Below are 23831 nucleotides of genomic sequence, written 5' to 3'. Positions count from 1 at the left end.
ATGAGCAGGTACACCGCGACGCGGGTCCGCCTCGGGGCTCGGGAGGCGGCTGGGTGGGCAAGCGGGCCGTCGGCTGCGCCGGCGTGCGGCCGCCCGCATCGCGGGCAGTCGCCGCGCAGCCGTCGGCGGTACGACAAACCGACGATGAGCAGGAGGGCGGCACCGGCCGTGTTCAGTAGCACCTGGGCCAGCCCGGTGGCGCTCTCGATCCCCGAGAGCGTCGCGATTGCCACGAAATAGATCGGCAGCCCGGTCATTCCCACGACGAACACCGGGAGCGCCACGATCAGTGCCGTCACCACCGCAACCCGGCCGAGCTTGGCGAGAGTTCGGGTGCTGGCCAGGCAGGCGCCGCCGGCCAGGAGCGCGAGGGCCGCCAGGAAGAGCTGGACCCCCGGCGCGTACGCGGAGTGCTCCTTCCATTGCACGGTGGTGCCCGTCACCGCCCAGGTGACCTCGACAGCGGCGTACAACACGCCCCACACTGCGGCGACCACGGGCGTCCACACGGGCCACCGCCGCCACCACAACATCCGCCCCGGGCTTGCGGTCGGCGGCTTAGGAACGCCACCTACTTCCGAGTTCGCAGGAACAACCACCGTGACCCCCGTATATCCGGATTGCCGACGCTCCAAGATTCCGCGTCACCCGCGCTGGTCACATCCATCCCACGGATCATCCGGCTTCCCCCGCGCGGGGGAAGCCGGATCGTGAGTGTTAGCCCGGCCGGAGGATCCATCGCGCCCGCACTCCGACCAGAGGATCCTTGCCAGCCGCGAAGGCCACCAATTGTGCAACGTTCCTCCCGCACCGCTTCCAAGGAGTTCGTGCCCTCCTCACCAGACCACTGCTCCCACAAGCCGCCCGGCGCGAGCAACGGCTGTGCACGGCTGGTGCCGAGCACGCCGTCGAGGTACAGAGTGTCCCCATGGCCTTCCGCTGGCATTGCCGGTCGTCGCTCTCGTCCACGGGACGTGGAAGAAGTAGGGCCTGGTCCAGGTAACGGCGCAACAGGCCCGCATCCTGGTCTGCTCCAATCGTCGCGGATACTGGCGCGGCCCGGGCCCTGCCAGCATGATGCTCAAGCCCCTACTGGCGGGGCCCTCCATGAGCGCCTGCGGGCCGCGAAGTCGGGGTTCGGCGTGCTTACGGAAGTCGAACGGAGGCCCGCCATTGCGCCGGAGCGGCGGGCCCCGGTGGCAGGGTGAACCCGTGCCAGCCACCCGCCCGCCCGCCCGCTCCGCCACCGTGCTCGCCGTCTGCGCCCTGGTCGCGCTGGTCGCCGCCCTCGCGCTGACCGTCACCCGGGGCGGGACGCTCGGTAACTCCCGTCCGCTGCACGGTTGGTACCTCGCCGACCTCGTCCTGTTCGCGACCGCCGTGGCCCTGCTGCGCCGAGTGCCCGCGCCGCGGGTCGCCGGACTGGTCCTGGCGGGCAGCGTGGCCGTCGCCGCCACCGGCCTGGCGGCACCGCCGCGCACCAGCGACGACGTGTACCGCTACGTCTGGGACGGCCGGGTCCAGGCCGCCGGTGTCTCGCCGTACCGGTACACGCCCGACGACTCCGCGCTCGCCCGGCTCCGGGACCCAGCGCTGTTCCCGCCGGACCCCTGCCGGGCATGGAACGAGCACCGTACCGCCTCGGGTGTCTGCACCCACATCAACCGGCCCGGCGTGCACACCATTTACCCGCCCGTCGCCGAGTTCTGGTTCCTCGGTCTGCACGCGGCCGGCGGGACCGTGCGGACCGTCCAGGTCGGCGGCGCGTTGCTCGCGGTCGCCACCACCGGGGTGCTGCTGGTCCGCCGCCGGGACTGGCGCGCGGCGCTCTGGGGATGGTTCCCCGGCATCGCGATCTGGTCCGTCAACGACGCCCATGTGGACACCCTGGGTGCGTTGCTGCTGGTCATCGCCCTCGCGCTGGCGGTCAGGCGGCGCGTCGTCGCCGCCGGGGCCGCGCTCGGCGCGGCCGTCGCCACCAAGCTGCTCCCCGGACTCGCGCTGCCCGGCGCGATGTCGGGCGTGCTCGCCCGCCGTCCGGGCCTCGGTGATCTGGTGCTGCCCGGCGCCGCGCTGGCCGCGTTCGCGCTCGCCTACCTGCCGTACGTGATGGCCTCGGGCACCGGGGTGATCGGCTACCTGCCCGGCTATCTGCGCGAGGAGGGGTACCAGGACGACGGCGGCATCGGGCGGTTCGGCCTGCTGCGGCTGCTGCTCCCGGCGGACTGGGCGCCGTACGCGGCCGCTCTGGTGCTGGCGGTGGTCGTGCTGTACGTCCTGCGGCGAGGCGACCCGGCGCGTCCGTGGAGCGGTGCGCTGCTGGTCACCGGTACCGCGCTGCTGCTGGTCGCGCCCGCGTACCCCTGGTACGGCCTGCTGGTCGTCGCGCTGGTGGCGCTCGACGGGCGCTGGGAGTGGCTGGCCGTCCCCGCAGCCGGGCAGGCGCTCTATCTCCTCCAGGGCGGCGCCCAGCAGCCCGCGTACGGCGCCGCGTTGGCCGTGGTGGTACTCGGCGCGATCGTGCGACGTGCCCGGATCAAGAAAAGTTGACGTCTCGTCAACTCGGTGCAGTGCGAAGGTGACGCGAGGAATCGTTTCGGCGGATGCGGGGCCTCCTACCGTGGTGCCTGTCCGACCTGGCAAACCCTGCCATCGAGAAGGAACACCTGATCATGCGTCTCCGCAACGCCGCGACGGCCGCCACCGCCGCTCTCCTGCTCGTGCTGACCGTGCCCGCCTCGGCCGGCGCGGCTCAGGGCGAGTTCACCTACCGGTTCATCGGCCTGGACGGCTCCCCGCAGATCGGCCGGCTGATCGACCCGCCGAGCCGAGTGTGCGTCAACCTGCCCGAGGTGGCGGATCCGAACGACTCCGAGCCCGCCGACACCCCGCGCAACCGCACGGCCTCGACCGCCACGGTCTTCAAGGACGCCGACTGCGGAGGCGACCGCTTCAGCCTTCGACCGTTCACCGGCCACGCCTCCGAGCGCCTGAAGTTCCGTTCGGTGGTCTTCTCCTGAGGCCCGCCCGGAGCCGGCCGGCCTCGGCCCTCGGAGGAAGGCCGAGGCCGGGGGATCACGGACGGTCCTCAGTCACGGTGCGTCCTGGTGCGGCTGGTCCGTCAGCCGCACCAGCCCGGGCCCTCGCCCCACCAGCCACCGGAGTTGTAGTCCTCGCCGCCGAAGTAGATGCACTGTCCGGGGGCGTACAGGTAGACCGGCCCGGCGTAGGAGCTGTAGTTGCCGGCGTCCTGCTGCCGTCCGCTGCCGTCGCCGTAGGTGATGTAGGCGCCGGTGAGGGTCGGGGTGCCGACCCGGCTGTTCTTGATGGTGACCACACAGTTCTTGCCGGTCGAGCCGCTGTAGGTCAGGTAGACCGTCGAGGTGCCGCCCGGCAGGTTGAAGGAAGCGCGAGTGCCGTAGCTGGAACCGCAGACGGACTGCGGGGTGTAGTGGGCGATGGCGGCGTCGGCGGTCGCGGGGACCGCCAGCAGGCCCGCGCCGACGACCGTGGTGAGGGCCGCCAGACGGACTGACGTTCGGAAGGACATTCCGGCTCCTTGGTGTCGATCCTGCTGTCTGCAACGCTCTCCGTGCACTGTGCTCCGGGCGGTTCGCGGGACGGGACCGGCCTGTCCGGACCGGGTCCTGCCGGACCTCGGGTGCGAGACTCCCCCCAGTGCGGCCGGGCCGGGTCTCCCGGTGCGGCCGTCCTTGCAGAGCCTGCCGTGGGACGGGCCGGCCTGTCTTGTACGAAAGCGAAAGCGTGCCGCTGCCCGGTCAGAACCGGCCGGTCAGGACCGGCCGGTCAAAGTAGGCCGGTCCGGCGGGGCCGTCCGCTGCCGGGAGCAGCGCGGCGCTGGTCACCCGGCCGCGGAGTCGGTCGGTCGGCTCGGGGAGCCCGGCGCCGAGATCGCGCCAGCCGAAGAACTCCCGGGGTGAGCAGCCGACCATCCCCTTGAAGGTGCGGTCGAGGTGGGCCTGGTCGTAGAACCCGCACCGCTCGGCGATCAGTGCGCCGCACGGCCGGCCCGGGGCCTCGAACGCCTCGAGTGTGCGCTGCAGCCGGGTGATCTGGGCCACCTGCTTCGGCGGCACCCCGATCTGCGAGCGGAAGCGCAGTTCCAGCCGGCGGCGGCTCCAGCCGGTGAGATCGGTCAGCTGCTCCACCGTCGTCTGCCCGCCGGAGGCCCGAAGCGCGTTCCAGGCGCGGGCGACCGCCGGATCCCACTCCGTTCCCTCGGCCAGCCCGGCGGTGAAGAAGGCGTCGAGGATGCCGAACCGCGCCGGCCAGCCCGCTGCCCCGGCCAGGCGATCGACCAGTTCGGTCGCACCGCGGCCGATGACCTCGGAGACGTCGGTCCACCGGTTGCCGAGCTCGGCCGCCACGGGACCGAACATCCGGTACGCGCCCTGCGGGGTGAGCGAGACCGTGACTCCCCGCAGCCGGCCGTCGTGCGCCGCGATCGTCGCGGTACGCCGCAGACCGCTCACCACGGAGGTGAACCGTGCGACGGGGCCCGGCTCCACCGCGTCGACCAGGGAGATCACACCCTCGAAACCGAGCGCCAACGTGATGACGTCGGTGGGTACTTCGATGCGTCGTCGCGGCTGCGGCAGTCTCATCCGGTAGCCGCGGTAGCCGAGGACCCAGTCCCGCAGCGCGGGACCGGGACGGCCGTACACCATCGTGCACTCGCTGCCGGTGGACAGTGGTAATCGCTGGTGGTCCATTGCCATGGGCTCGTCCTCCACTCGCCGTCCTGATGTGGGCACGATGGCCCAGTGCGTCGGAAGGCGTCAACGAGATGGGTGTCAATCCCATTGCGTGAAGGGCAAGTTGAGCCTTCTTCGGAGTGAGAGCAGCCGAGTCGTGATCCGGCCGTGACGGGATGGGTCAGTGCTGCCGTGCGCGGTAGAGGTCGCGGATCAGGGCGATCTCGGCTCCGTGGTGCAGCAGTTCCTGGTTGACCCACCAGACCGTCTCGATGAAGAGGTCCTCCGGGTCGCTGCCGTACGGGTACCGGCTGAATCCGACCGTGTCGAGCGCGGCGTCGTCGGCACCGAGCAGCACCGCTCGCCAGGCCGTGGCAGCGGAGTCGAAGACCCTGATCGCCCCGGCGGCGTCCGCGGCGACCGGGTGGTCCTCCCGGGTCAGTCGGTGGCTGCCGTCGGTGTGGTCGGCGCGGAGGGCGAGCATCTCGCTGAGGTGGCTCAGGCGCCACGCGATGGTGGTGAACGGCGGCGGCGAGGGGTGCGGGCTGTCTGCCGAGTCGCGTCCCCAGCCGCCCGCACCGACCAGGAAGGCCGCGCTCGGCCCGGGCCCGTCCACACGCCGGCGGATCGACCAGCAGCCTGGTGCCGGCTCCCAGCGGTACTCCTCGTCGGTCATGGGTGCGACGTCGACGTCCACGCCGTTGCCACTGTCCGAGACCGGGCCCGCCATCCGGTCGGTGAGGCGCTTGCGGGCGAAGTCGAACTGCTCCAGCAGTGGGACCAGTCGAGGTGGCGTGGTCAACTAACCCTCCTGTGCTCAGCCGGCCGGCGGGGAAGGCGGCTTGCCCTCGCCGGACCGACCCTGCCACAGCCGGCCGGCGACCGCACTCGGATTCCCGCGTTACTCAGACCGGCAGCAGCCGGGCGATGAGTTCGCCCAGGCGGCGGGCGTTGCGGCAGGAGTGCATCTCGACGAGTCCGGCGTACGCGTGAGCGGCGGAGTCGCCAGTGGCCCAGAGCTCGGTCTGCTCGGGGTTGAGCCAGTAGACCCGGCGGGCGCGTTCCGAAATCCGCTTCAGGGCGGGCAGGTTGGGATCGCGGCCGTTGTTGCGGGCGTCGCCGAGGACGAGGACGCAGGTGCGCGGACCGAGCGCGTCCGGATAGTGGTCGGCGAACTCGCCCAGTGCGGCGCCGTAGTCGCTGTTGCCGTGGAAGCCGACCACCTTGGCCTCGGTGAGGATGCGCCGGCTGAGCGCGGCCGGGTCGGCGGAGCCCGCGGAGACCAGCCGGGTCACCTCGTCGGTGCGGTTGACGAAGGCGAAGACGCGGACCTTGCTGAACTGGTCGCGCATCGCCTGCACCAGCAGCATGGTGAAGTCCGCGAAGCCCGCCACCGAGCCGGACACGTCGCACAGCAGCACGATCTCGGGCCGGCCGGGGCGACGCCGGCGGTAGGCCGGACGCAGCGGTACGCCGCCGGTGGAGAGCGAGCGCCGAAGGGTGCGGCGCAGGTCGATCCGGCCGCCGCTCGCCTTGCGGCGGCGGGCGGCCAGCCGGGTGGCGAGCTTGCGGGCCAGCGGCTGTACCGTGCGGCGCAGTTCGGCCAGTTGGTCGCGGCCCGCGAACAGGAAGTCGACCTGGTCGGTGCTGGGTGCCACGGCGCGCCGGGCGACCTGGTCGGTGCCGCGCAGTTCGGCGACGCGCCGCCGGGCCTCGGTGCCCACCAGACCGCGGAAGCCCTGGATCCGGCGGCGGATCCCGTCCGCGTCCAGCCGGTCGGTGAACCCGGGCGGCTGTCCGGCACGGAGGGCGGCGAGCACCCGGGCCAGCAGGGTCTCCGGCTGCAACCGGCTGAGGGTCTGGTACGCGGACCAGCCCTGGGCGGTGGGGCCGGAGCCGTACCTGCCGAGGGTGTTCACCGCCTCGCCCGCAAGCCGGGTGAGGGCCGCGCGGTCGTCGGCGGCCAGTGCCTCGGCCAGCCGCTCCCTCAGGTCGTCCAGGACGGCCCGGTCGGCGGGGTTGACGGGACTGACCGGGCTGACGGGGTTGACGGGCTCGGCGGTGGCGGGCCCGGCCGGTCCGGGGTCCGCGCTCCGGCGGGCGGCCTCCGGGGTGCCGACGCCGAGCGGGAAGTAGAGGTCGAAGGTGGCGTCGAACACGGCGCGTTGGCCGTCGGTGCGCAGCAGTGCGGCGGCGAGCCCTTCGCGGATGTACGCGCGGTCGGTGAGGCCGAGCACGGCGAGCACGGAGGCGGCGTCCACACTCTCGCCGGGGCCGATCCGCAGGCCGTGGCCGCGCAGTGCCTGGACGAACCCGGTCAGCCGCTCGGGCAGGGCGTTCACCGGCTCGGCGGCGTCGGCCGCGCCCTGGTCGGCCTCGCTCACTTTGGTCTCGCTCATGTCAACGTCAGCTGACGGGAGGCCTTCAGCACGTCGTCCTGGTGCTTGAGGATCACACCGAGGCTGTCGCGGACCACCGTCTCGTCCAGGGTGTCGGCGCCGAGTGCGAGCAGGGTCCGGGCCCAGTCGATGGTCTCCGCCACCGACGGCGACTTGCGCAGTTCCATCGCCCGCAGCGCGCCGACCACCTTGACCAGCGATTCGGCGAGCACCTCGTCCAGGCCGGGCACCTTCAGCCGGACGATCCGCTGTTCCAACCGGGCGTCGGGGAAATCGAGATGCAGGAACAGGCAGCGGCGGCGCAGCGCTTCGGAGAGCTCGCGGGTCGCGTTCGAGGTGAGCAGCACGAACGGGCGGCGGGTGGCGGTGATCGTGCCCAGTTCGGGCACGGTGACCTGGAAGTCGCTCAGCACCTCCAGCAGCAGGCCCTCGACCTCGACATCGGCCTTGTCGGTCTCGTCGATCAGCAGCACGGTCGGCTCGCTGCCGCGGATCGCGGTGAGCAGCGGCCGGGTGAGCAGGAACTCCTCGCCGAAGATGTCGGTGCGGGCCGCCTCCCAGGTCTCGTCCCGCCCGGCGGTGATCCGCAGCAGTTGCTTGGCGTGGTTCCACTCGTACAGCGCGCGGGACTCGTCGATGCCCTCGTAGCACTGCAGCCGGACCAGTCTCGCGCCGCCGACCCGGGCGACCGCCTTCGCCAGTTCGGTCTTGCCGACCCCGGCCGGGCCCTCCACCAGCAGCGGTTTGCCGAGCCGGTCGGCCAGGAAGACCGTGGTGGCGACCGCCGGCGAGGCCAGATAACCCGCCTCGGCCAGCTTCGCGGACACATCGTCAACCGAGGTGAAGAACCCGGTTCCGGTCGGCTGCGCGCCGTCGTCGCTCATTTCGCCAACTCCCCTTCGCCCAGCGTCGTACCGAGTACCTTACTGGTCGGTCACTTGGCTGGTTCGAGTCGCGGGACCGCTCGGGGAGGGGCAGTGGGCGGACCGCATCCGGGGACGACGGGTGACCTGCGCGGGGTGAGCCCGGCGGTAGGGTGGGTGCCACGGCACCACGGCGGGCCCTCGCAGAGAGCGGACGAACCGGTGAACTCCCAGCAGGCGCGAGCCACCAGCGGCTACTTCCCCGACAGCGGCGACCCGCGCTACCGCGTCCGGCGGTACGAGCTGAAGCTCGACTACCGGCCGGAGGGCAACCGGCTCGTCGGCAGCGCCCGGATCGAAGCCGTCGCCGCCCCGGGACCGGACCGGCTGGGGGAGTTCGTGCTGGACCTGGCCGGTCTGAGGGTCGGGCGGGTCCGGGTGGACGGACGGGCGGCGCAGCACACCCATCGCGGGGGCAGACTGCGGATACGTCCGGCCGTGCCCCCGGCGCCGGGCGCCGAGTTCACCGTCGAGGTGCGGTGGTCCGGCAAGCCCCAGCCGGTCCGCAGCCCGTGGGGCGGGATCGGCTGGGAGGAGACCGAGGACGGCGCCCTGGTGGCCGCTCAGCCGGTCGGTGCGCCGTCCTGGTTCCCGTGCAACGACCGGCCCTCGGACAAGGCCGCGTACCTGATCTCGCTGACCGTGCCGTCCGGGTACACGGTGGTACTCGGCGGGCGCCTGCTGGCGCGCGCCGCGCACGCGTCCACCACCACCTGGGTCTACGAGCAGCCGGCCCCGACGCCCAGCTATCTGGTCGGGCTGTCGATCGGCTCGTACCGGGCGGTGCGGCTGGACGAGAGCCCCGCCGCCGTGCCGCAGCTCGGGTACGTCCCGGCCCGCCTGGCAGCGCGCTTCGAGAGCGACTTCGGGCGGCAGCCCGAGATGATGCGGTTGTTCCAGGAGCTGTTCGGCCCCTACCCGTTCGGCGAGTACACGGTGGTGGTGGTCGATGAGGAGCTGGACGTGCCCGTCGAGGCCCAGGGGCTCGCCACCTTCGGGGTCAACCACCTGGACGGCGCGCGCGGCTGGGAACGGCTGGTCGCCCACGAGCTGGCCCACCAGTGGTTCGGCAACAGCGTCACCGTCGCCGACTGGCAGCACATCTGGCTGAACGAGGGCTTCGCCAAGTACGCCGAGTGGCTCTGGTCGGAGCGCTCCGGCGGCCCCGCCGCCCACACCCTCGCCGAGGCCGCACACCGCCAACTCTCGTCCCTGCCACAGGATCTGGTCCTCGCCGACCCGGGCCGCCGGCTGATGTTCGACGACCGCGTCTACCAGCGTGGTGGCCTCACCGTCCACGCCCTGCGCCGCGTCCTGGGCGACGACACCTTCTTCCGGCTGCTGCGCGACTGGACCGACACCCACCGCCACTCGACCGTCACCACCGCCGACTTCACCGCCGCCGCCACCCGCTGGGCCGGCCGCCCACTGGACGACTTCTTCACGGCCTGGCTGACCGAACCGGCACTCCCGCCCCTGCCGGGTGGTGACTGACGGGCCCGGGCCGCCGGTGAGGAGTTCAGGCCGGGTGTTCCGCCGTCAACCGGTGACCTCGACGGTGACGGTGTAGCTGCCCTGCCCCGGTGGGCAGCGCATCGCCTCGCCGCAGCTGCGCCGCCCGGCGGTGACCTTCGCACTGCCCGGCCGCCGGGCGACGAAGTCGGCCGCGGCCACGCCGCAGCCGCCGCCGGGCTCGCAGGCCCCCGTGGGTGTGCTCCCGCCGGAGACGGCCGCGAGCACCTGGGAGTCGGAACTGGCCGGGATCGACCAGTAGGTGCTGTGCAGCCGGACCAGCACGGCCGTGCCGGTGCCCACCCGGACCGTGCTGCCCGCGGCGTGCTCGTCGAGGAGGACCGACCCGGGCGGGGCCGTACCCGGAGCGGAGGCCGTCGGGGAAGCCGTCGTGGATGCCGGGGCGGACGCCGGGTCGGATGGTGTAGCTGACGCCGGGCCCGGGGCGGACGGCGACGATGGCGATGACGGCCCGGCGGAGGCCGGGCGGCCGCCGGTCGTCGAGCAGCCGCCGACGGCCAGGGCGGTGCTGAGCAGTGCGCCGAGGATGTGCGCGGTACGCCGGTGAACCGTTCGAGGATTCACGGTCCCTCCTGTCGTGGTCTCCCCTTGGACGGCCGCGGGGGCGAGCCGGTTCCGGCCCGCCCCCGCAGTGGGAGTGACGTTACGTCAGGAGACGGTCACGTCGTCGTAGTAGGTGTAGGTCGCGTCGCCCGGGTAGTTGTCGTCCTTGTTGGTGAGGGTGAGGGTGTAGCTGTGGCCCGCGGTGAGGGAGCCGGTGGCCTGCTTCCAGCCCGAGCCCAGGGTGCAGGTCTTGGCCAGGACGGTCTTGCTGGTCCCGGTGGTGTTGTCCTTGAGGGTCGCTGTCGCCCAGTCGTAGGTCACCGTGTCGTCGCAGGTGACGTCGTACCAGAAGGAGACCTTGCTGCTGCCGGCCGGCGCGGTGAAGGTCTGGGCGATCGAGGAGGTGGTGGTCGGGTTGGCCGAGCCGAGCATCGCGCCGTAGCCGCCGCTGTGCGCGGCGGAGGCGGAGGCACTGGTGACGCCGCTCGCGCTCCAGCCGCTCAGGCTGCCGGTCTCGAACCCGCCGTTGGTGATGGTGCCGCCACCGCCGCCGGAGCCGGAGACGGACCAGGAGAAGGTCGCGCTACCGGAGGCGCCGGTGCCGTCCTTGGCGGTGACCGTCACCGAGGAGGTGCCTGCGGTGGTCGGGGTGCCGGAGATCAGTCCCGAGGAGCTGATCGACAGGCCGGCCGGCAGGCCGGTGGCAGAGTAGGTCAGCGTCTGGCCGGAGGCCGAGTCGGTAGCGCTGATCTGCAGGCTGACCGCGGTGCCGACGGTGCCGCTCTGGCTGCCCGGGTTGGTCACCGTGACGGTGTTCTGGCCGGTGCCGCCGCCCACGATCGGGTGCGAGATGGCGCAGGAGTTGGTGTCGTTGGACCAGCTGGCCTGCTCGGCGAAGGTGCCGGTGCCCATGGTCACCATGGCCGCGCCGCCCGCCGTGCCGGGGCTGAGCCAGGCGCACTCGTCCGAGTTCTCCTGGCCGTTGTAGGAGCTGCCGGCCTGCTGGTTGGTCCAGCCGCCCGCCGGGAACTGGTCGGACATCGTCTCGTGCCACTCGTGGCCGAGGGTCATCGTCCAGCCGTCCAGGGCGCCGGGCGAGTTGACGAAGCCGACACCGCAGCCCGCGCCGGAGTCCATGTTGTAGGGCTGGTTGGAGAACGCCAGATCGCCGTAGGGCGAGCTGACCGCGCCGCCGGTGAGCGAGCTGTCACCGGTGTAGTCGTGCCAGGCACAGTACTGGTTCTGGTAGTTGTCCGGGTTGGTGCCGTGCGGCGAGAGGATCACGTAGTAGGCGTCCCGGTTGGCCGCCGCCGTGGTGTTGCCGAAGTGGCCGGCTGCCTTGACGGCCTCCTGGCCCAGCTGGTTGCCGCTGGCCGCGCTCGGCGAGGAGCCGGAGTTGTCGTACCAGACGCCGGCCAGCACGCCGCCGCTCTGGTAGGGGACGAAGCTGGCGTTCGAGGGGCAACTGGTCGCGCCCGCCGAGACGTTGGGGCCGTCACACCACTGCGTCAGGTCGGCCGACCACAGCTCGTTGCCGGTGCCGATGTCCTTGAACATCTCCTGGGCGACCGGTGCGCCGCCCTGCGCGTCACCGGAGAAGGTCAGGTCGCCGTTGCCGTTGGTGCTCTGCGTACCCCACTGGGTGCCGTAGAAGACCAGGTAGACCTTGGCGTGGCCGTCCAGGACGCCGACGCCGTTGGTGCCGCCGCCGTACGACAGCGTCTCCGGGCCGGTCGCGACGTGCGGTGACGGCTGGGCAGCGGCCCAGGCCTTCATCTTGGCGTTCTGCTGGATGGTCGGCACCACACCGTGCCGGTAGTCGTGCCCGTACGCGGGGCTGTACGGGTTGGCGACGGATCGGGTCCGGTTCTGCTGCGCGTCCGGCGCGGCCGCCGCCTGGGGTGCGGTGGCGGCGATCAGGGCGCCGGTGACGAGGGACAGTGCGGCGAGGCCGGTCAGGGCGGCTCTGGCCGCGCCGCGGCTGTGGGGGTTGCCCATGTGCGGGGGATCCTCTCTCCTGCAGGTCGCCCGGGCGCCGGTCGGCGGCGGGCGGTCGGGGCTGCGTGGGACAGGTGGCGGGGCGCACTGGTCGGACGGTAGCCCGGTGACCGGGCCGGACGCCGGAGGTGTCGCACGGCAGGGCGGGAGAGCGAAAGGTCACGCGGTGTCTGCGCAGCGGAGGATCCTGGCAGCCGAGGAACTCGGGACACGGCGTAGCGGTCCGCTTGGGGCTCTCGTCCTGTTCCGGCGGTGGGGCGGTGGAACCAACCGTGGTGGATCGCACGGTGTCTGACGATCTGACAGGTTGTGCGCCTCGCTGTCGTGAAGCAAAGCACTGCCGGGGAAGGCGGGTCAACGGAGTCGGCGTGGAGCTGACGCGCTTTTTACCTCCCGACCGATCGATCGGGAGGTTAGGTGTTCGGGATCGTGTGCGATGCATTCATGGACGTCAGAGGGCTGCGGCTCGCCCTCGGCACCGCGAGGGCCCGCCCGGCCGCAAGGGCGGGCGAGGTGGTGCGAGGCGCAGGGTGCACGCGACCGCCGCGGTGGCCAGAGCCACCGCGGCGGGATCGGATGGGGTCGAAAGCTGTGCTTCCGGGTATCTCTTGACTCATCGTGAGCCGCTGCGGCGGCTCAACTCAGCGGCCACACCGGCAGCACCGTCCGCTTCCAGGTGCTGTTGGCCACCGTGGCGAAGGAGGCGTACCAGGCGACCAGCGCGGTGATCAGGCCGACCCATCCGCCGATCCTGATCCAGTCGGTCGACTGCGCGAACGCGCCGATGGTGAGGAACAGGAAGGTGAGGCTCAGGGTGGCGAAGACGCCGAGCACGGCGCCGTTGGTGCGCAGTGCGGCCATCGTCATGTAGACGGTGAAGATGGTCCATGCCAGCAGGAACAGGCCGGTCGCCTGGTACAGCTGCGGCTCCTGCATCAGGTGCGGCACCACTCCGCCGACGTACCCCCAGTACGCGAGCCAGAAGGCCCCGAGGGAGGCGAACGCGGTGGCGGCGAAGGTGTTGCCCCGGCGGAACTCCCACATCCCGGCGAGCACCTGCACGATGCCGCCGTAGAAGAAGGCCAGCGGCAGCACCACGTAGCCGACCGCCCCGTTGATCAGTCCGGCGTTGAACCAGCTGAGCACGAAGGTGGTCATGGCCAGGGCCGCCAGGCCCAGCGCGCCCGGATCCGCCGTGGCGGGGGCAGTCGGGGCGGGTGCGGCGACCGGCGCGGCGGCGGGCTGCGAACCCGATCGGTCGGCGTCTGCCACGATGACTCCTTTCCGCGGCGCGGGCGTCCGCCGCCCGGTCGGGCCGTCGGGCCGGAGCGGACTGGGACGGATGCGGCGCCGAGGGTTGCCCGGAGGCCCGGCTGCGGTGTCCATCGGAGGTGGTGGACGCCGACCTGACCACCATCTTTCAGGGTAGATCGGGCAAAAGGATCGGCAAGGCGGCCACGGACGCTCGTTCCGGCCGCAGGGCCGGGGAGAATCCGCCATTCCGCCGGGAACGGAGAGCCGCGCCGAACAGAGAAGGCCAGCATGGGCGGGGACAGGACAAGACGTGTCGGCGTCGCCCTGCGGCGACGGCCCGTTCCGTCGGAAGGGGAACATGCCATGCTCGGCCTGAACAAGGTTCTGGGGACGGCAACCGCGGCCCTGGCGCTCGCTGTTGTCCCGGCCCTGTCCGCCGCCGCCGCGCCCGTCGCCGGATCGACGGACACCCGGCTCGCGGGCTGTATCACCTGGCTTGACAGCGCCGGTCCCGGCGGAGCCGGTCGCGGCCACGCGAAGTGCCAGGGGATGGGCGTCTACGTCAGGGCCACCGTGCACTGTGCGGACGGCAGTTCGTCCACCAGCGGCTGGCGGTGGGAGTACAACAAGGCGGAGTGCCCCTACTCCGTGAAGGCGCGCGGCGTCACGTACCAGACCAGGAGTTGACTTCCGTTCCCCGCCCTAATGGACGGGGATCCCTACCACGGTCGTCTGACCGTCTCGGTGGGTTCCTGCTTCTTCGCGCTGTGCCGGTACGAGCACCGGTCTTACCTGCGCTCCACAGGCTGTCACCGCCAGTCCGGCGGCTTTGGCGACGTTGACCGCCGCGTTGACGTCCCGGTCCAGGACGGCCCCGCACGTCCACTTCCGGACGTTGAGCGGCTTGGGACCGTTCTGGACACCGCAGGTCGAGCAGACCTGTGAGGTGGGCTCGAAGCGGCCGATCCGGTGGAAGGCGCGCCCGTACCGGGATGCCTTGTACTCCAGCATGGCCACGAACCGCGACCATCCCGCGTCGTGCACGGACTTCGCCAGGCGCGTTCGGGCGAGCGCCTTCACCGCCAGGTCTTCCACGGCGACCGCTTGGTTCTCGCGGAGCAGCCTGGTGGACAGCTGGTGGTGGAACTCGCCGCGCGCATCCGCCACCCGCGCGTGAGCGCGGGCGACCTTGATGCGGGCCCTGTCCCGGTTCTTGCTTCCCTCGGCCTTGCGGCTCAGGGCTTGCTGTGCCTTCTTGAGGCGCTTCTCGGCGCGGCGCAGAAACCTCGGGCTGTCGATCTTTCGACCGTCCGAGAGGACTGCGAAGTGGGTCAGCCCGAGGTCGATGCCGACCACGGCGTCCGTCTCGGGCATTCGGGTCAGGTCGTCGGCCGGGTCGGTCTCCACCACGAACGAGGCGAAGAAGCGTCCGGCGGCGTCCTTGACCACGGTCACCGTGGAGGGCGTCGACGGCAGTTGCCGGGACCACTTCACCCGCGCATCGCCGATCTTCGGCAGTGACAGGTCGCCGCCGGTGGTGATCGACCAGCGGGCGTTCGCGGTGAACCGGATCGCCTGCCGGTGATCCTTGCGGGACTTGAACCGGGGTGCTCCTGTGCGCGGGCGTTTGCCCTTGAGTTCGTCGAAGAAGTTCCGGTAGGCCGTGTCCAGGTCCCGCAGGGACTGTTGCAGTACCACGGCGGACACCTCACCGAGCCAGGCCCGCTCCGGTGCCTTCTTCGCCTCCGTAAATGCCTTCGACAGCGCCCCGGACGGGACGAACGGCAGCCCAGCCATGCGGGCGTCCTCACGGGCGCGCAATGCGTCGTTGAACACGACGCCGGCGCACCCGAACGCCCTTGCCAGCGAAGCACGCTGAGGCCCGTTCGGGTACAGGCGGAAGCTGTACCCGAGCTGCATAATGCCGCACCGTACATGTTGGTTCATGGCTGAGTACAGAATGTTTGTACTGGTCGGCACTGTGCTTTCATGCTGCACGCGCATTTGGTTTTCGTGACGAAGTACTGACACAAGGTGTTCGCCGACCGGCACCTGACGCGCATGGAAGAGATCATGCGAAGCGTCCGCCAGGACTTCGAGGTGGCGCTGGTCGAGTTCAACGGTGAGAACAACCACGTCCACCTACTGGAGAATTTCCCGCCGGAGGTCGCCCGGTCGAAGCTGGTCAACAGCCTCAAGGGCGTCAGCTCCCGCCGGATGCGACAGGAGTTCCCCGACCTCATCGAGCACCATTGGCGGGCACAGCGCCTGTGGTCCAGCTCGCACTTCGCCGGATCGGTCGGCGGTGCACCGCTGTCGACAGTCCGCCAGCACATCGAACAGCAGCACCCGCCAGCCTGACCGCCTTCGGCGGGCCACCGTCAACAGTGCGGGAAGGTGCACACCCGTACACATGTCACCACAGGGTTCACAATCGCTTCACCACCAGGCTGAAGCCCGGTGCACTGCGATTGGAGCTGGTAGCGCCGCTGCCGGACGACCGTTCACGGTGGGCGTGATCGCCGTGGTCGCGGGCGAGCGCCAGGAAGCACCGGCCGTGCGAGGTCCAGCGCTCCCGCTCGACCAGGCCCGCGTGCGCCGCCCGGCGCACGGTCGCCTCGGCACCGAGCCGTGCCCACCGGAAAGGCGGACCGCAGCGGCCGTCGGGGCCCTGCACCTGTACGGTCAGCCGTTCGTCCACCGCCGCCGGCTCCACCTCAACCAGCAACCGGCCGTCGGGCGAGAGGAGTTGGGAGACCCGGTGGAGCAGCGCGTCCGGGTCCCCGCCGATCCCGAGGTTGCCGTCGGCGAGCAGGACCGTGCCCCATCGCCCCTCGGCGGGCAGCCGGTCGAACAGCGAACGGCAGAGCGCCGGACCGCCCAGGTGCTGGGTCCGGGCCACCGCCGTCAGCGTCACGTCCACCCCCATCGCGGGCACACCCAGTGCCAGCAGCTCCGCGACCAGGCGACCGGGGCCGCAGCCCAGATCGAGCACCGGGGTGCCGAGCCGGACGCAGCGCCGCAGCAGTTCGTGATCGGCCCCGGCGGCGGGCGCGCACCAGCGCTCGACGTCCAGCCGCAGCCGCCCGCCGTCCGAGCGGCGCAGCCAGAGCGGGCCCCGCCCGGACGAGATCGCCTCGGCGAACGGGTCGTCGACCCACGGCCGGGTGGCGGTCACCGGTCCGCTCCGCCGTGCTCCGGCGCCGAGCGCTCGCCCAGCGCGCCCGCGACCGACCGCCAGGAGCAGGCGAACTGCCCGCCCGGCCGGAGCGCGGCGACCTCGGCGGCGTCCCGGACGCCGTCCACGTCGGTCAGCGGCGGCAGGTGGCGGACGGTCAGACCGCTCAGCCGGGCCAACAGGACCGCGCCGGTCCGATCGCAGGACATCGGCACCCCCGCCAGCAGCCGGCGGGCCAGCTCAGCCGTCGGCCGGGCCAGGCCGAGCGCCCAGAAGCCGCCGTCCGTCGCGGGGCCGTACCAGGCGTCCACCCCGCTCCGCCGCGCGGCGGACAGCGGTTCGGCGAGCATCCGCGCGGTGAGCTGCGGGGTGTCCATGCCCACCAGCAGCGCGGGCGCACCGGGTGCGGCGTGCGCGAAGGCCGCCGCCAGCCGTACGTCCAGGCCGCCCGGCGACTGCGGGACCACCTCCCAGCCGGGCGGCAGCCAGCGGCCCGGGACGCCGTCCAGGACCAGCACCCGCCGTCCGGCCGGGACGGTCGACAGCGTGCGCAGGGTGTCCGAGAGCGCGGCCTCGGCCAGTGCGGCGGCCTGTTCGGGGGTGCACGGCGGGGTGAGCCGGGTCTTCACCCGGCCGGGGAGCGGCTCCTTGGCGATCACCAGCAGGGTCGGCGGCGGAGCGGCGAGCACGGCCCGCATGTCCCGGACCGCCTGACGGGTGCCGCGCAGGGTGCCGGTCACCTTGGAGCGGCCCGCGCGCGGGCGGTACTCCACCGGACGTTCGGCGATGCGCATCCCCGCCGCCGCCGCGGCGAGCACCATCTCCAGCGGATAGCCGGAGCGCCGGTCGCCGAGTCCCAGGGCCAGCAGGCGTTCGCGCCGGGCCGCGCGCATCGGGCCGAGATCGTGCAACGGGGCCCTGGTGCGGGCCCGCAGCCGCCGGGCCAGCTCGGCGTTGGCCAGCCGGGCGTGCAGCGGCCAGGCCCGGGCGGAGGTCGGACGGCGCCGTCCGAGCACCAGGTCCGCCGAACCGGCCAGCACCGGCCCGGTCAGCCGCGGGAGCTCGGCCGGATCCAGCGAGCCGTCGCAGTCGAGGAAGCAGACGAGTTCGGCGCCGGCCGCCAGCAGACCGGCGTGGCAGGCCGCGCCGAAGCCCCGGCGCGGCTCGTGGACGACCGTCGCGCCCATCGAACGGGCCAGCTCGGCGGAACCGTCCGTGGAACCGTTGTCCACGACGATCGCGCGCCAGCCGGACGGGATCCGGTCGAGCACCCAGGGCAGCGCCGCGGCCTCGTCCAGGCAGGGCAGCACGACGTCGACGGAGGCCGGTGGGGGAGGAGTGGTCACCCGGCTGACGCTACCCGGCGCGGGCCGGGCGGCAGCGGCTGTGCGACCTTACGGAAGTCGTACGGAGCAGTGCGCGGCGGCCGGTCCGGGCGGCGGGTTTCCTATCCTCGAAGGCGTGACAGACAACCCCGCCACCCCGGCGGCACCCGTAACCGCGCCTGTGCCCGCGACCGCGCCGAACGGCCGGGAAGCCGGCACGGGCACACCCGCGAGCGGAGCGGCCGCCCGGCCCGCGCGGATCCTGGTGGTCGACGACGACCCCACCGTGGCCGAGGTGGTCGCCGGCTACCTGACCAGGGCCGGCCACCGGGTGGAGCGCGCCGCCGACGGTCACGCGGCGCTGGCCGCGGTGGCGGCGGCCCCGCCGGACCTGATCGTGCTGGACCTGATGCTCCCCGGCATCGACGGCCTGGAGGTCTGCCGTCGGCTGCGCGCGAGCGGCCACGGCACCGAACTGCCGGTGGTGATGCTCACCGCCAAGGGCGACGAGGCCGACCGCATCCTCGGCCTGGAACTCGGCGCGGACGACTACGTCACCAAGCCGTTCAGCCCGCGTGAACTCACCCTGCGGGTGCAGTCCGTGCTGCGCCGCTCCCGGGCCGCCGCCGCGCCCGCGAACTCCGCGGGACTGCTGACGGCGGGGGATCTGTCGCTCGACCCGCAGGCTAGACGGGCCCACCGGGCCGGACGTGAACTCTCGCTCACCCTGCGGGAGTTCGACCTGCTGGCGTTCATGATCCGGCACCCGGCGACCGCATTCGGCCGGGAGGAGCTGATGCAGCGGGTCTGGGGCTGGGACTTCGGCGACCTGTCCACCGTCACCGTCCACGTCCGCCGGCTGCGGGAGAAGATCGAGGACGACCCGGCGGCACCCCGCCTGATCAACACCGTCTGGGGCGTCGGCTACCGCTTCGACCCGGCCGGGGCGAGTGGGGGAGTGGAGGAGTCGTGAAGGACCTGCTGCTGATCGCCGCCTACGCCGCCCTCGGCGCGGGCGCCGCCGGACTGCTCGGCTGGCCGGCGGTCCGCCTGCTGCGCCGCCGCTCGCTGGCGCTCTCGCTGTTCTGCGTGGCCGTGGTGACGGTGCTCGCGATGACTGCCGGGACGCTGGCGGTGGCACAGGCGATGTTCCTCTCCGAGCACGACCTCGGTGTGGTGATCACGGTGCTGTGCATGGCGGCCGCGGTCTCACTGGGCACCGCCGCGCTGCTCGGCCGCCAGGTGGTCGCGGGCAGCCGGGCGCTGGCCCGGGCGGCGCGCACCGTCGGCAGCGACGACGGCTTCGCCGCGCCCGCGCAGCCGCTCGGCTCCGAACTCGCCGAGCTGAGCGCGGAACTGGCCGCCACCAGTGCGAGGCTCGCCGAATCCCGCAGGCGGGAGCAGGCGTTGGAGCACTCCCGGCGGGAGCTGATCGCGTGGATCTCGCACGATCTGCGGACGCCGCTCGCCGGACTGCGGGCGATGGCCGAGGCGTTGGAGGACGGCGTGGCGGAGGACCCGCCCCGCTACCTCACCGGGATCCGCACCGAGGTGGACCGGCTCACCGGCATGGTGGACGACCTGTTCGAACTCTCCCGGATCCAGGCCGGTGCGCTGACCCTCTCGCTCGCCCGGGTCTCGGTCTACGACCTGGTAGGTGACGCGATCGCGGGCGCCCACCCGCTGGCGCGGCAGCGCGGGGTGCGGCTGGAGGGCGGCCGGGTGGAGGCCGAGCCGGTGGAGGTGGACGGCCGGGAGATCACCCGGGTGCTGGACAACCTGCTGGTGAACGCCATCCGCGCTACTCCGGCGGACGGGGTGGTCGCGGTGGCGGCCCGCCGTGAGGCCGACGAGGTGGTGCTCTCGGTCACCGACGGCTGCGGCGGCATCCCCGAACAGGACCTGCCGAGGGTCTTCGACACCGGCTGGCGCGGCGTCAGCGCCCGTACGCCGCGCTCCGCCGACGGCTCCCGTCCCGAGCACGGCGACAGCGGCGCGGGCCTGGGGCTGGCGATCGTGCGCGGCATCGTCGAGGCCCATGCGGGCCGGGCGAGCGTACACAACGTCAGCGGCGGCTGCTGCTTCGAGATCACGCTCCCGAGTGCCGCCGGGGGGCGCTGAGCCGGAGCACTGCGGATCACCGGCCTGAACCGTTGCGGTCGCCGGGTGCCGCCCCTCTTGGGGCCTTTGCCAGTCTTTTCAACTGTTTTAACGACCCTTGAAGGCGGTGGCGCTACCGTTCCCGTGGGCGGTACGGCACCGCCCCGAGAGCGGGGGAGAAACCGTCATGCAGGCAGTGGTCAAGGGCAGCACGATGCCGGTACTGGAGATCCAGCTGGAGGCCGGGGAGAAGGTGATCTCCCACCACGGCGAGCTGTCCTGGATGTCCGCGAACATGCACATGTCGCAGACCACCAACACCGGCGGCCCCGGCGGTGGCGGTCTGCTGAACACGCTCAAGCGCGCGGTCAGCGGCGGCGGCATCTTCCTGACCCAGTACGAGGCGCAGAACGGCCCCGCCATGGTGGCCTTCGCCGCCAAGGTCCCGGGCCACATCCTGCCGGTGGACATCGCCCCTGACCGGAGCGTCATGGTGCACCGGCACGGCTGGATCTGCGGCACCCCCGGGATCACCCCGACGGTCGCGCTGCAGCAGTCCTTCCGGGGCGGCTTGTGGGGCGGCGAGGGCTTCGTGCTGCAGAAGCTGCAGGGCCAGGGCCGCGCCTGGATCGAGCTCTCCGGCGAGCTCACCGAGTACACCCTCGCGCCGGGCCAGACCATGCTGGTCCACCCCGGGCACGTCGGGATGTTCGACGAGTCCGTGCAGTTCACCATCACCAGGGTGCCGGGCATCGCGAACAAGATCTTCGGTGGTGACGGCCTCTTCCTGGTCGCGCTGACCGGTCCGGGCCGGATCTGGCTGCAGAGCATGCCGCTGTCCGGCCTCGCACACGCCCTCGAGCCGTACCTGGCCCGGGACGGCGCCGTGGCCAGTGCCGAGGGTGCCGGTATCGGCGGCATCGTCGGCGGCATGCTGCGCGGCTGACGTGGTGTCTCGGGGGCGCCCCCGCTGTGGCGGGCGCCCCCGAGAACCGTCGGTCAGTGGTGGTCCGCCGGCGTCAGCGGTGGCTCTGGAACTGCACCACCTGCTGGTAGGTCGGCCGGTTCTGCCAGGTGGTCTTGCCGTCGGTCACCCCGCCGAGCGGGCGCTGGATGATCGAGTCGGCGCACCACTGGTCGCCCGCCGAGCAGTCTCCGTCACCGGGGTAGACCTGGGTCGGGGTCTGGGCCAGCGCGCTCCTGAGGGTGCTGAGCAGCACCGTCCGGCAGGCCGCCAGGTCCCCGCCCCCGCAGTACGGCTGGGCCAGCGGGCCCGCCACCTGGTCGCCGAGGACGTGCCGCAGGTCCTTGTCGAGGTAGCTCCACCACCCGTACTGGAAGGACGAACCCTTGTGCGGGATGGACTCGTTGGCGCTCACCCCGCCGCTGGTGGCGCCGGTCTGCCCGCCCGAGGGGGACTCGTTGATCTGCACGGCCCCGGTCAGCGCGGTGAACAGCCCGTCCCCGAGCCCGGGCCGGAACACCCCGTCGGCCAGCAGCGGCCACCACGCGTCCATGGTGCGGATGGCGTCCGCGTCGGCGTAGCTGTGGCTGCCCGCCGAAGTCTCCTTCCGCTGCCCGCCGCCTGCCCGCCAGTTGGCCAGCTTCTGTACGGCGTCCGCCAGCGCGGGGTCGGTCACCGGTGCGCTGCCGATCACCCGCAGCAGGTCCGGCAGTACGTCCTCCACCCGCAGGTCGGTCAGCGCCGCGCTCTCCATCGCCTGGGTCAGCGCCACCCTGGAGACCTTGTTACCGCTGCTGACGAGGGACTTCACCCGGGCGTCCAGCAGGTTGGCCCGGTGCACCGAGCCGTTTCCGAACCCGGCGCTCGCGTAGTCGGTGGCCTGCTTGTTGTTCCAGGAGACGTAGTAGTCCTGGTCGACGGACTGCGGGTGCTCGGCGGGCGGGGTGTACCGGGCGGTGTTGGTGGCCGGGTCGAAGTCGGCCCACTCGGAGGAGGGCTGGGCCATGAGCGGCAGCCCGGGGTCGACCCCCGGAGCGCGGACCGGGTTGCTGCCCGAGTTGTAGTACGCCGTGTGCTGGGAGTCGGCGTAGAACCAGTTGAAGGTGTACCCGATGTGCTGCGCGGCCTGCTGGAAGCTCGCCGGATCGTGCACCGCGCCCGGGTCGTTGAACATCTGGAAGCCGATGATGGAGTCCACCTCGTGCCGGTAGGTGGAACGCAGCGAGGTGAAGGCCACGGGAGTGCCGCCGACCGTGCCGCGGGCGGTCACCAGGCCGTAGTTCGAGCGGTACATCACCAGCGTGTACGAGCCCGCCGGGGTGGAGTCGGCCGTGGTCGGGTTCCACGCGTCCTTCCGGTCCAGCCGGTCGAAGGGCAGGCACTGGCCGTGCCAGAGGTAGGAGTTGCTGGCCAGCGTGACGGGGGAGCCGTCGGTGGTGCAGAGCGGGACGGCGTAGGTGTCGGTGATGTCCTGCCCGGCCGAGGTGGCGCTCCACGCGTAGTCCTGGCCGCGGCCCAGCTCCACGTAGAAACTCAGCCCGGCGAAGGCCGCGCCGCGCGCGCTGATCCCCGGGCCCTGCAACTCCTCCAGCATCAGCAACTGCGGGGCGAAGTAGCCGGTCTGCGGGCCGAAGACCGCGATCGGGTGCCCGTCGTCGGTGTAACGGCCGGACACCACCAGGGCGTTGGACATCCCGTGCTTGGCGGTGAGCAGGTTGCCCGGAAGCACACCGGCCGCCTTGGTGGTGCTCTGGTTCGCCGAACCGGTGGCGTCGTAGATCAGCCGCTCCGGCACCACGGACCCGGGATCGGGCATCGCCACGCCCTGCGGATCGGCCGGCGGCTGCGCGTACGGGAAGCTCTGCCCGTCGTGCAGGGTCTGCACCGCCTCCGGGTCGTTCGACTCGCGCAGCGAGCTCCACACGGCGTCCCCGGCGGCCTTGCCGTAGCGGGCCTCGGCGGCCAGTTTCACCTGTGCGGAGGCCAGTTCACCGCCGCCGCCGGAGCCGAACAGCGCGCCGATCACCGAGGCCAGCGCCACCAGGTCGGTCAGCTTGAACGGCTCGATCCCGCCCGCGTTGGTGATCGCGTCCACATGGCCGGTCAGGTCGTACTCGCCGGGGAAGTAGCGCCCCTGGTACGACTCGTTGATGTACTGGTTGATCCCGTCGAGGTAGGCGCGGGCGTCGGTGAGCGCCTGCTGGGCACGCGGGCCCTGGGCGGCGACCGCGTCGATCTGCGCCTGGAGCTCCTGTTCCGTGTAGGGGGCGGCCTGCCAGAAGCTCTGCTCCAGCTGGCGGTTGGCCGCCGCGCCGCCCGCGAAGCCGGAGAGCTCCCCTCGCCCGACGTGCCGGAACAGGTCCATCACCCAGAGCCGGTCCTGCGCGGCGGCGTAGCCCGCGCCGAACTCGGTGCCGTAGCGGGTGGTGCCGGTGATGTGCGGAACGCCGGTCGCCTTGTCGCGCACGATGGTGACGTCCGAGCGGGGCGAGCTGGTGGACGCCACCTGGTCGGCCGGGACGCCGAACGAGGAGTCGTTGAAGAAGCTGCGCAGGGTGCTGTCGGTCAGCCCCGGATAGGCGGACGCCAGGTTCGCGTACGGCCCCAGCTGGTCGTCGGTGTGCGCCGGACGGGTGCCGAAGACCCGGTTGACGAGGATGTCGGCCAGTGTCGCGTTGCCGTTCTCGCCCGGCGGGAGAACGTCCAGACAGCGGCCGCCGCAGAGATCGCCCGCGACGGCGGGAGCAGCCTTGGGTGCTGCCGGTGCTGCCGGTGCGGCGGCCAGGGTGAACGCCGCCAGGAGAACCGCCGTGAGTGAGGCGGCCTGGAGTCTGAGCGCGCGGATGCGTCGTTGCATACCAGCTCCTCCGTTGATACTACGGGGAGTTGACGGTAGGTC

Annotated in this window: 19 protein-coding genes and 3 pseudogenes; 8 read left to right on the top strand and 14 right to left on the bottom strand. The window is 72.2% G+C overall.

The features are described 5' to 3' along the window. Positions 1 to 497, bottom strand: a pseudogene (locus ACWDAK_RS13640) (hypothetical protein); the annotation flags it as partial. Positions 498 to 1212: 715 nt separating this feature from the next. On the opposite strand from ACWDAK_RS13640, the gene ACWDAK_RS13635 reads away from it, so the two are divergent. Beyond that, entirely contained in the window at positions 1213 to 2550 is a 1338-nt protein-coding gene (locus ACWDAK_RS13635) for a hypothetical protein (RefSeq protein WP_427393322.1), read from the top strand. 122 nt (positions 2551 to 2672) lie between these two features. Then, positions 2673 to 3020, top strand: coding sequence for a hypothetical protein (locus tag ACWDAK_RS13630; RefSeq protein WP_427393323.1), 348 nt, complete (start codon positions 2673 to 2675; stop codon positions 3018 to 3020). A 101-nt stretch (positions 3021 to 3121) separates the two neighbouring features. Here the strand turns inward: ACWDAK_RS13630 and ACWDAK_RS13625 are convergent, their stop codons facing one another. The 5 genes from ACWDAK_RS13625 to ACWDAK_RS13605 form a co-directional block, all read right to left on the bottom strand. Next, positions 3122 to 3550 carry a spore-associated protein gene (locus tag ACWDAK_RS13625; RefSeq protein WP_344637894.1) on the bottom strand — a complete coding sequence of 143 codons (429 nt, stop codon included), beginning with the start codon at positions 3548 to 3550 and terminating at the stop codon, positions 3122 to 3124. 229 nt (positions 3551 to 3779) lie between these two features. Next, positions 3780 to 4739 (bottom strand): helix-turn-helix domain-containing protein, encoded by a 960-nt coding sequence (locus ACWDAK_RS13620; protein WP_344637895.1) that lies wholly within the window; start codon positions 4737 to 4739, stop codon positions 3780 to 3782. A 157-nt stretch (positions 4740 to 4896) separates the two neighbouring features. Then, entirely contained in the window at positions 4897 to 5517 is a 621-nt protein-coding gene (locus ACWDAK_RS13615) for a DinB family protein (protein WP_344637896.1), read from the bottom strand. 103 nt (positions 5518 to 5620) lie between these two features. Further along, entirely contained in the window at positions 5621 to 7114 is a 1494-nt protein-coding gene (locus tag ACWDAK_RS13610; protein ID WP_427393324.1) for a vWA domain-containing protein, read from the bottom strand. After that, positions 7111 to 7998 (bottom strand): AAA family ATPase, encoded by an 888-nt coding sequence (locus tag ACWDAK_RS13605; protein ID WP_344637898.1) that lies wholly within the window; start codon positions 7996 to 7998, stop codon positions 7111 to 7113. Before ACWDAK_RS13605 ends, ACWDAK_RS13610 begins: the two co-directional genes overlap by 4 nt. A gap of 201 nt (positions 7999 to 8199) precedes the next feature. On the opposite strand from ACWDAK_RS13605, the gene ACWDAK_RS13600 reads away from it, so the two are divergent. Next, the gene (locus tag ACWDAK_RS13600) at positions 8200 to 9531 is read left to right on the top strand and encodes a M1 family metallopeptidase (protein WP_427393325.1); all 1332 of its coding nucleotides are present in this window, start codon (positions 8200 to 8202) and stop codon (positions 9529 to 9531) included. A gap of 45 nt (positions 9532 to 9576) precedes the next feature. On the opposite strand, the gene ACWDAK_RS13595 is transcribed toward ACWDAK_RS13600, so the two are convergent. From ACWDAK_RS13595 to ACWDAK_RS13585, 3 genes are all read right to left on the bottom strand, one after another. After that, complete coding sequence (locus ACWDAK_RS13595; protein ID WP_427393326.1) at positions 9577 to 10134, bottom strand: hypothetical protein; 558 nt, start codon at positions 10132 to 10134, stop codon at positions 9577 to 9579. 84 nt (positions 10135 to 10218) lie between these two features. Continuing rightward, positions 10219 to 12111 (bottom strand): Ig domain-containing protein, encoded by a 1893-nt coding sequence (locus ACWDAK_RS13590; RefSeq protein WP_344637901.1) that lies wholly within the window; start codon positions 12109 to 12111, stop codon positions 10219 to 10221. 636 nt (positions 12112 to 12747) lie between these two features. Continuing rightward, positions 12748 to 13383 (bottom strand): acetate uptake transporter, encoded by a 636-nt coding sequence (locus tag ACWDAK_RS13585; protein WP_344637902.1) that lies wholly within the window; start codon positions 13381 to 13383, stop codon positions 12748 to 12750. A 345-nt stretch (positions 13384 to 13728) separates the two neighbouring features. Here ACWDAK_RS13585 and ACWDAK_RS13580 point away from each other — a divergent pair, with 345 nt between their 5' ends. Next, positions 13729 to 14052 carry a hypothetical protein gene (locus tag ACWDAK_RS13580; protein WP_427393327.1) on the top strand — a complete coding sequence of 108 codons (324 nt, stop codon included), beginning with the start codon at positions 13729 to 13731 and terminating at the stop codon, positions 14050 to 14052. A gap of 15 nt (positions 14053 to 14067) precedes the next feature. Here ACWDAK_RS13580 and ACWDAK_RS13575 read toward each other — a convergent pair whose 3' ends face one another. Next, a complete protein-coding gene (locus tag ACWDAK_RS13575) occupies positions 14068 to 15285 on the bottom strand; it encodes an RNA-guided endonuclease InsQ/TnpB family protein (protein ID WP_427393362.1) in 1218 nt (405 codons plus the stop codon). Positions 15286 to 15354: 69 nt separating this feature from the next. Between ACWDAK_RS13575 and tnpA the strand changes: the two are divergent. Then, positions 15355 to 15726: pseudogene (gene tnpA / locus ACWDAK_RS13570) on the top strand (IS200/IS605 family transposase). 67 nt (positions 15727 to 15793) lie between these two features. Here the strand turns inward: tnpA and ACWDAK_RS13565 are convergent. The 3 genes and pseudogenes from ACWDAK_RS13565 to ACWDAK_RS13555 all read right to left on the bottom strand — a co-directional run. Next, positions 15794 to 16543 (bottom strand): methyltransferase domain-containing protein, encoded by a 750-nt coding sequence (locus tag ACWDAK_RS13565; protein WP_344637904.1) that lies wholly within the window; start codon positions 16541 to 16543, stop codon positions 15794 to 15796. Then, positions 16540 to 17241 (bottom strand): TIGR04282 family arsenosugar biosynthesis glycosyltransferase, encoded by a 702-nt coding sequence (locus tag ACWDAK_RS13560; RefSeq protein WP_344637995.1) that lies wholly within the window; start codon positions 17239 to 17241, stop codon positions 16540 to 16542. Before ACWDAK_RS13560 ends, ACWDAK_RS13565 begins: the two co-directional genes overlap by 4 nt. Then, positions 17215 to 17889, bottom strand: a pseudogene (locus tag ACWDAK_RS13555) (glycosyltransferase family 2 protein); the annotation flags it as partial. The gene ACWDAK_RS13560 and the pseudogene ACWDAK_RS13555, both read right to left, overlap by 27 nt. Before the next feature lie 115 nt (positions 17890 to 18004). Here ACWDAK_RS13555 and ACWDAK_RS13550 point away from each other — a divergent pair. The 3 genes from ACWDAK_RS13550 (at position 18005) to ACWDAK_RS13540 (ending at position 20914) form a co-directional block, all read left to right on the top strand. Then, complete coding sequence (locus tag ACWDAK_RS13550) at positions 18005 to 18841, top strand: response regulator transcription factor (RefSeq protein WP_425557688.1); 837 nt, start codon at positions 18005 to 18007, stop codon at positions 18839 to 18841. After that, entirely contained in the window at positions 18838 to 19989 is a 1152-nt protein-coding gene (locus ACWDAK_RS13545; protein ID WP_344637905.1) for a sensor histidine kinase, read from the top strand. Before ACWDAK_RS13550 ends, ACWDAK_RS13545 begins: the two co-directional genes overlap by 4 nt. Positions 19990 to 20155: 166 nt before the next feature. After that, positions 20156 to 20914, top strand: coding sequence for a TIGR00266 family protein (locus tag ACWDAK_RS13540; protein ID WP_344637906.1), 759 nt, complete (start codon positions 20156 to 20158; stop codon positions 20912 to 20914). A 73-nt stretch (positions 20915 to 20987) separates the two neighbouring features. Here ACWDAK_RS13540 and ACWDAK_RS13535 read toward each other — a convergent pair whose 3' ends face one another. Next, positions 20988 to 23789 carry a penicillin acylase family protein gene (locus ACWDAK_RS13535; protein WP_427393328.1) on the bottom strand — a complete coding sequence of 934 codons (2802 nt, stop codon included), beginning with the start codon at positions 23787 to 23789 and terminating at the stop codon, positions 20988 to 20990. Positions 23790 to 23831 lie beyond the last annotated feature (42 nt).

It is taken from the genome of Kitasatospora sp. NPDC001175 (assembly GCF_053598215.1).
The sequence above is the reverse complement of the archived record's forward strand: the minus strand, read 5'-3'. Positions and strand labels throughout refer to the sequence as shown.

Bases quoted from the DNA above. Each gene is read 5' to 3' on its own strand.
- ACWDAK_RS13560 (WP_344637995.1), bottom strand. From the start codon at position 17,241: ATGCGGGCCGTGCTCGCCGCTCCGCCGCCGACCCTGCTGGTGATCGCC.
- ACWDAK_RS13540 (WP_344637906.1), top strand. From the start codon at position 20,156: ATGCAGGCAGTGGTCAAGGGCAGCACGATGCCGGTACTGGAGATCCAG.
- ACWDAK_RS13580 (WP_427393327.1), top strand. From the start codon at position 13,729: ATGCTCGGCCTGAACAAGGTTCTGGGGACGGCAACCGCGGCCCTGGCG.
- ACWDAK_RS13630 (WP_427393323.1), top strand. From the start codon at position 2,673: ATGCGTCTCCGCAACGCCGCGACGGCCGCCACCGCCGCTCTCCTGCTC.
- ACWDAK_RS13535 (WP_427393328.1), bottom strand. From the start codon at position 23,789: ATGCAACGACGCATCCGCGCGCTCAGACTCCAGGCCGCCTCACTCACG.
- ACWDAK_RS13590 (WP_344637901.1), bottom strand. From the start codon at position 12,111: ATGGGCAACCCCCACAGCCGCGGCGCGGCCAGAGCCGCCCTGACCGGC.
- ACWDAK_RS13605 (WP_344637898.1), bottom strand. From the start codon at position 7,998: ATGAGCGACGACGGCGCGCAGCCGACCGGAACCGGGTTCTTCACCTCG.
- ACWDAK_RS13625 (WP_344637894.1), bottom strand. From the start codon at position 3,550: ATGTCCTTCCGAACGTCAGTCCGTCTGGCGGCCCTCACCACGGTCGTC.
- ACWDAK_RS13610 (WP_427393324.1), bottom strand. From the start codon at position 7,114: ATGAGCGAGACCAAAGTGAGCGAGGCCGACCAGGGCGCGGCCGACGCC.
- ACWDAK_RS13620 (WP_344637895.1), bottom strand. From the start codon at position 4,739: ATGGCAATGGACCACCAGCGATTACCACTGTCCACCGGCAGCGAGTGC.
- ACWDAK_RS13575 (WP_427393362.1), bottom strand. From the start codon at position 15,285: ATGCAGCTCGGGTACAGCTTCCGCCTGTACCCGAACGGGCCTCAGCGT.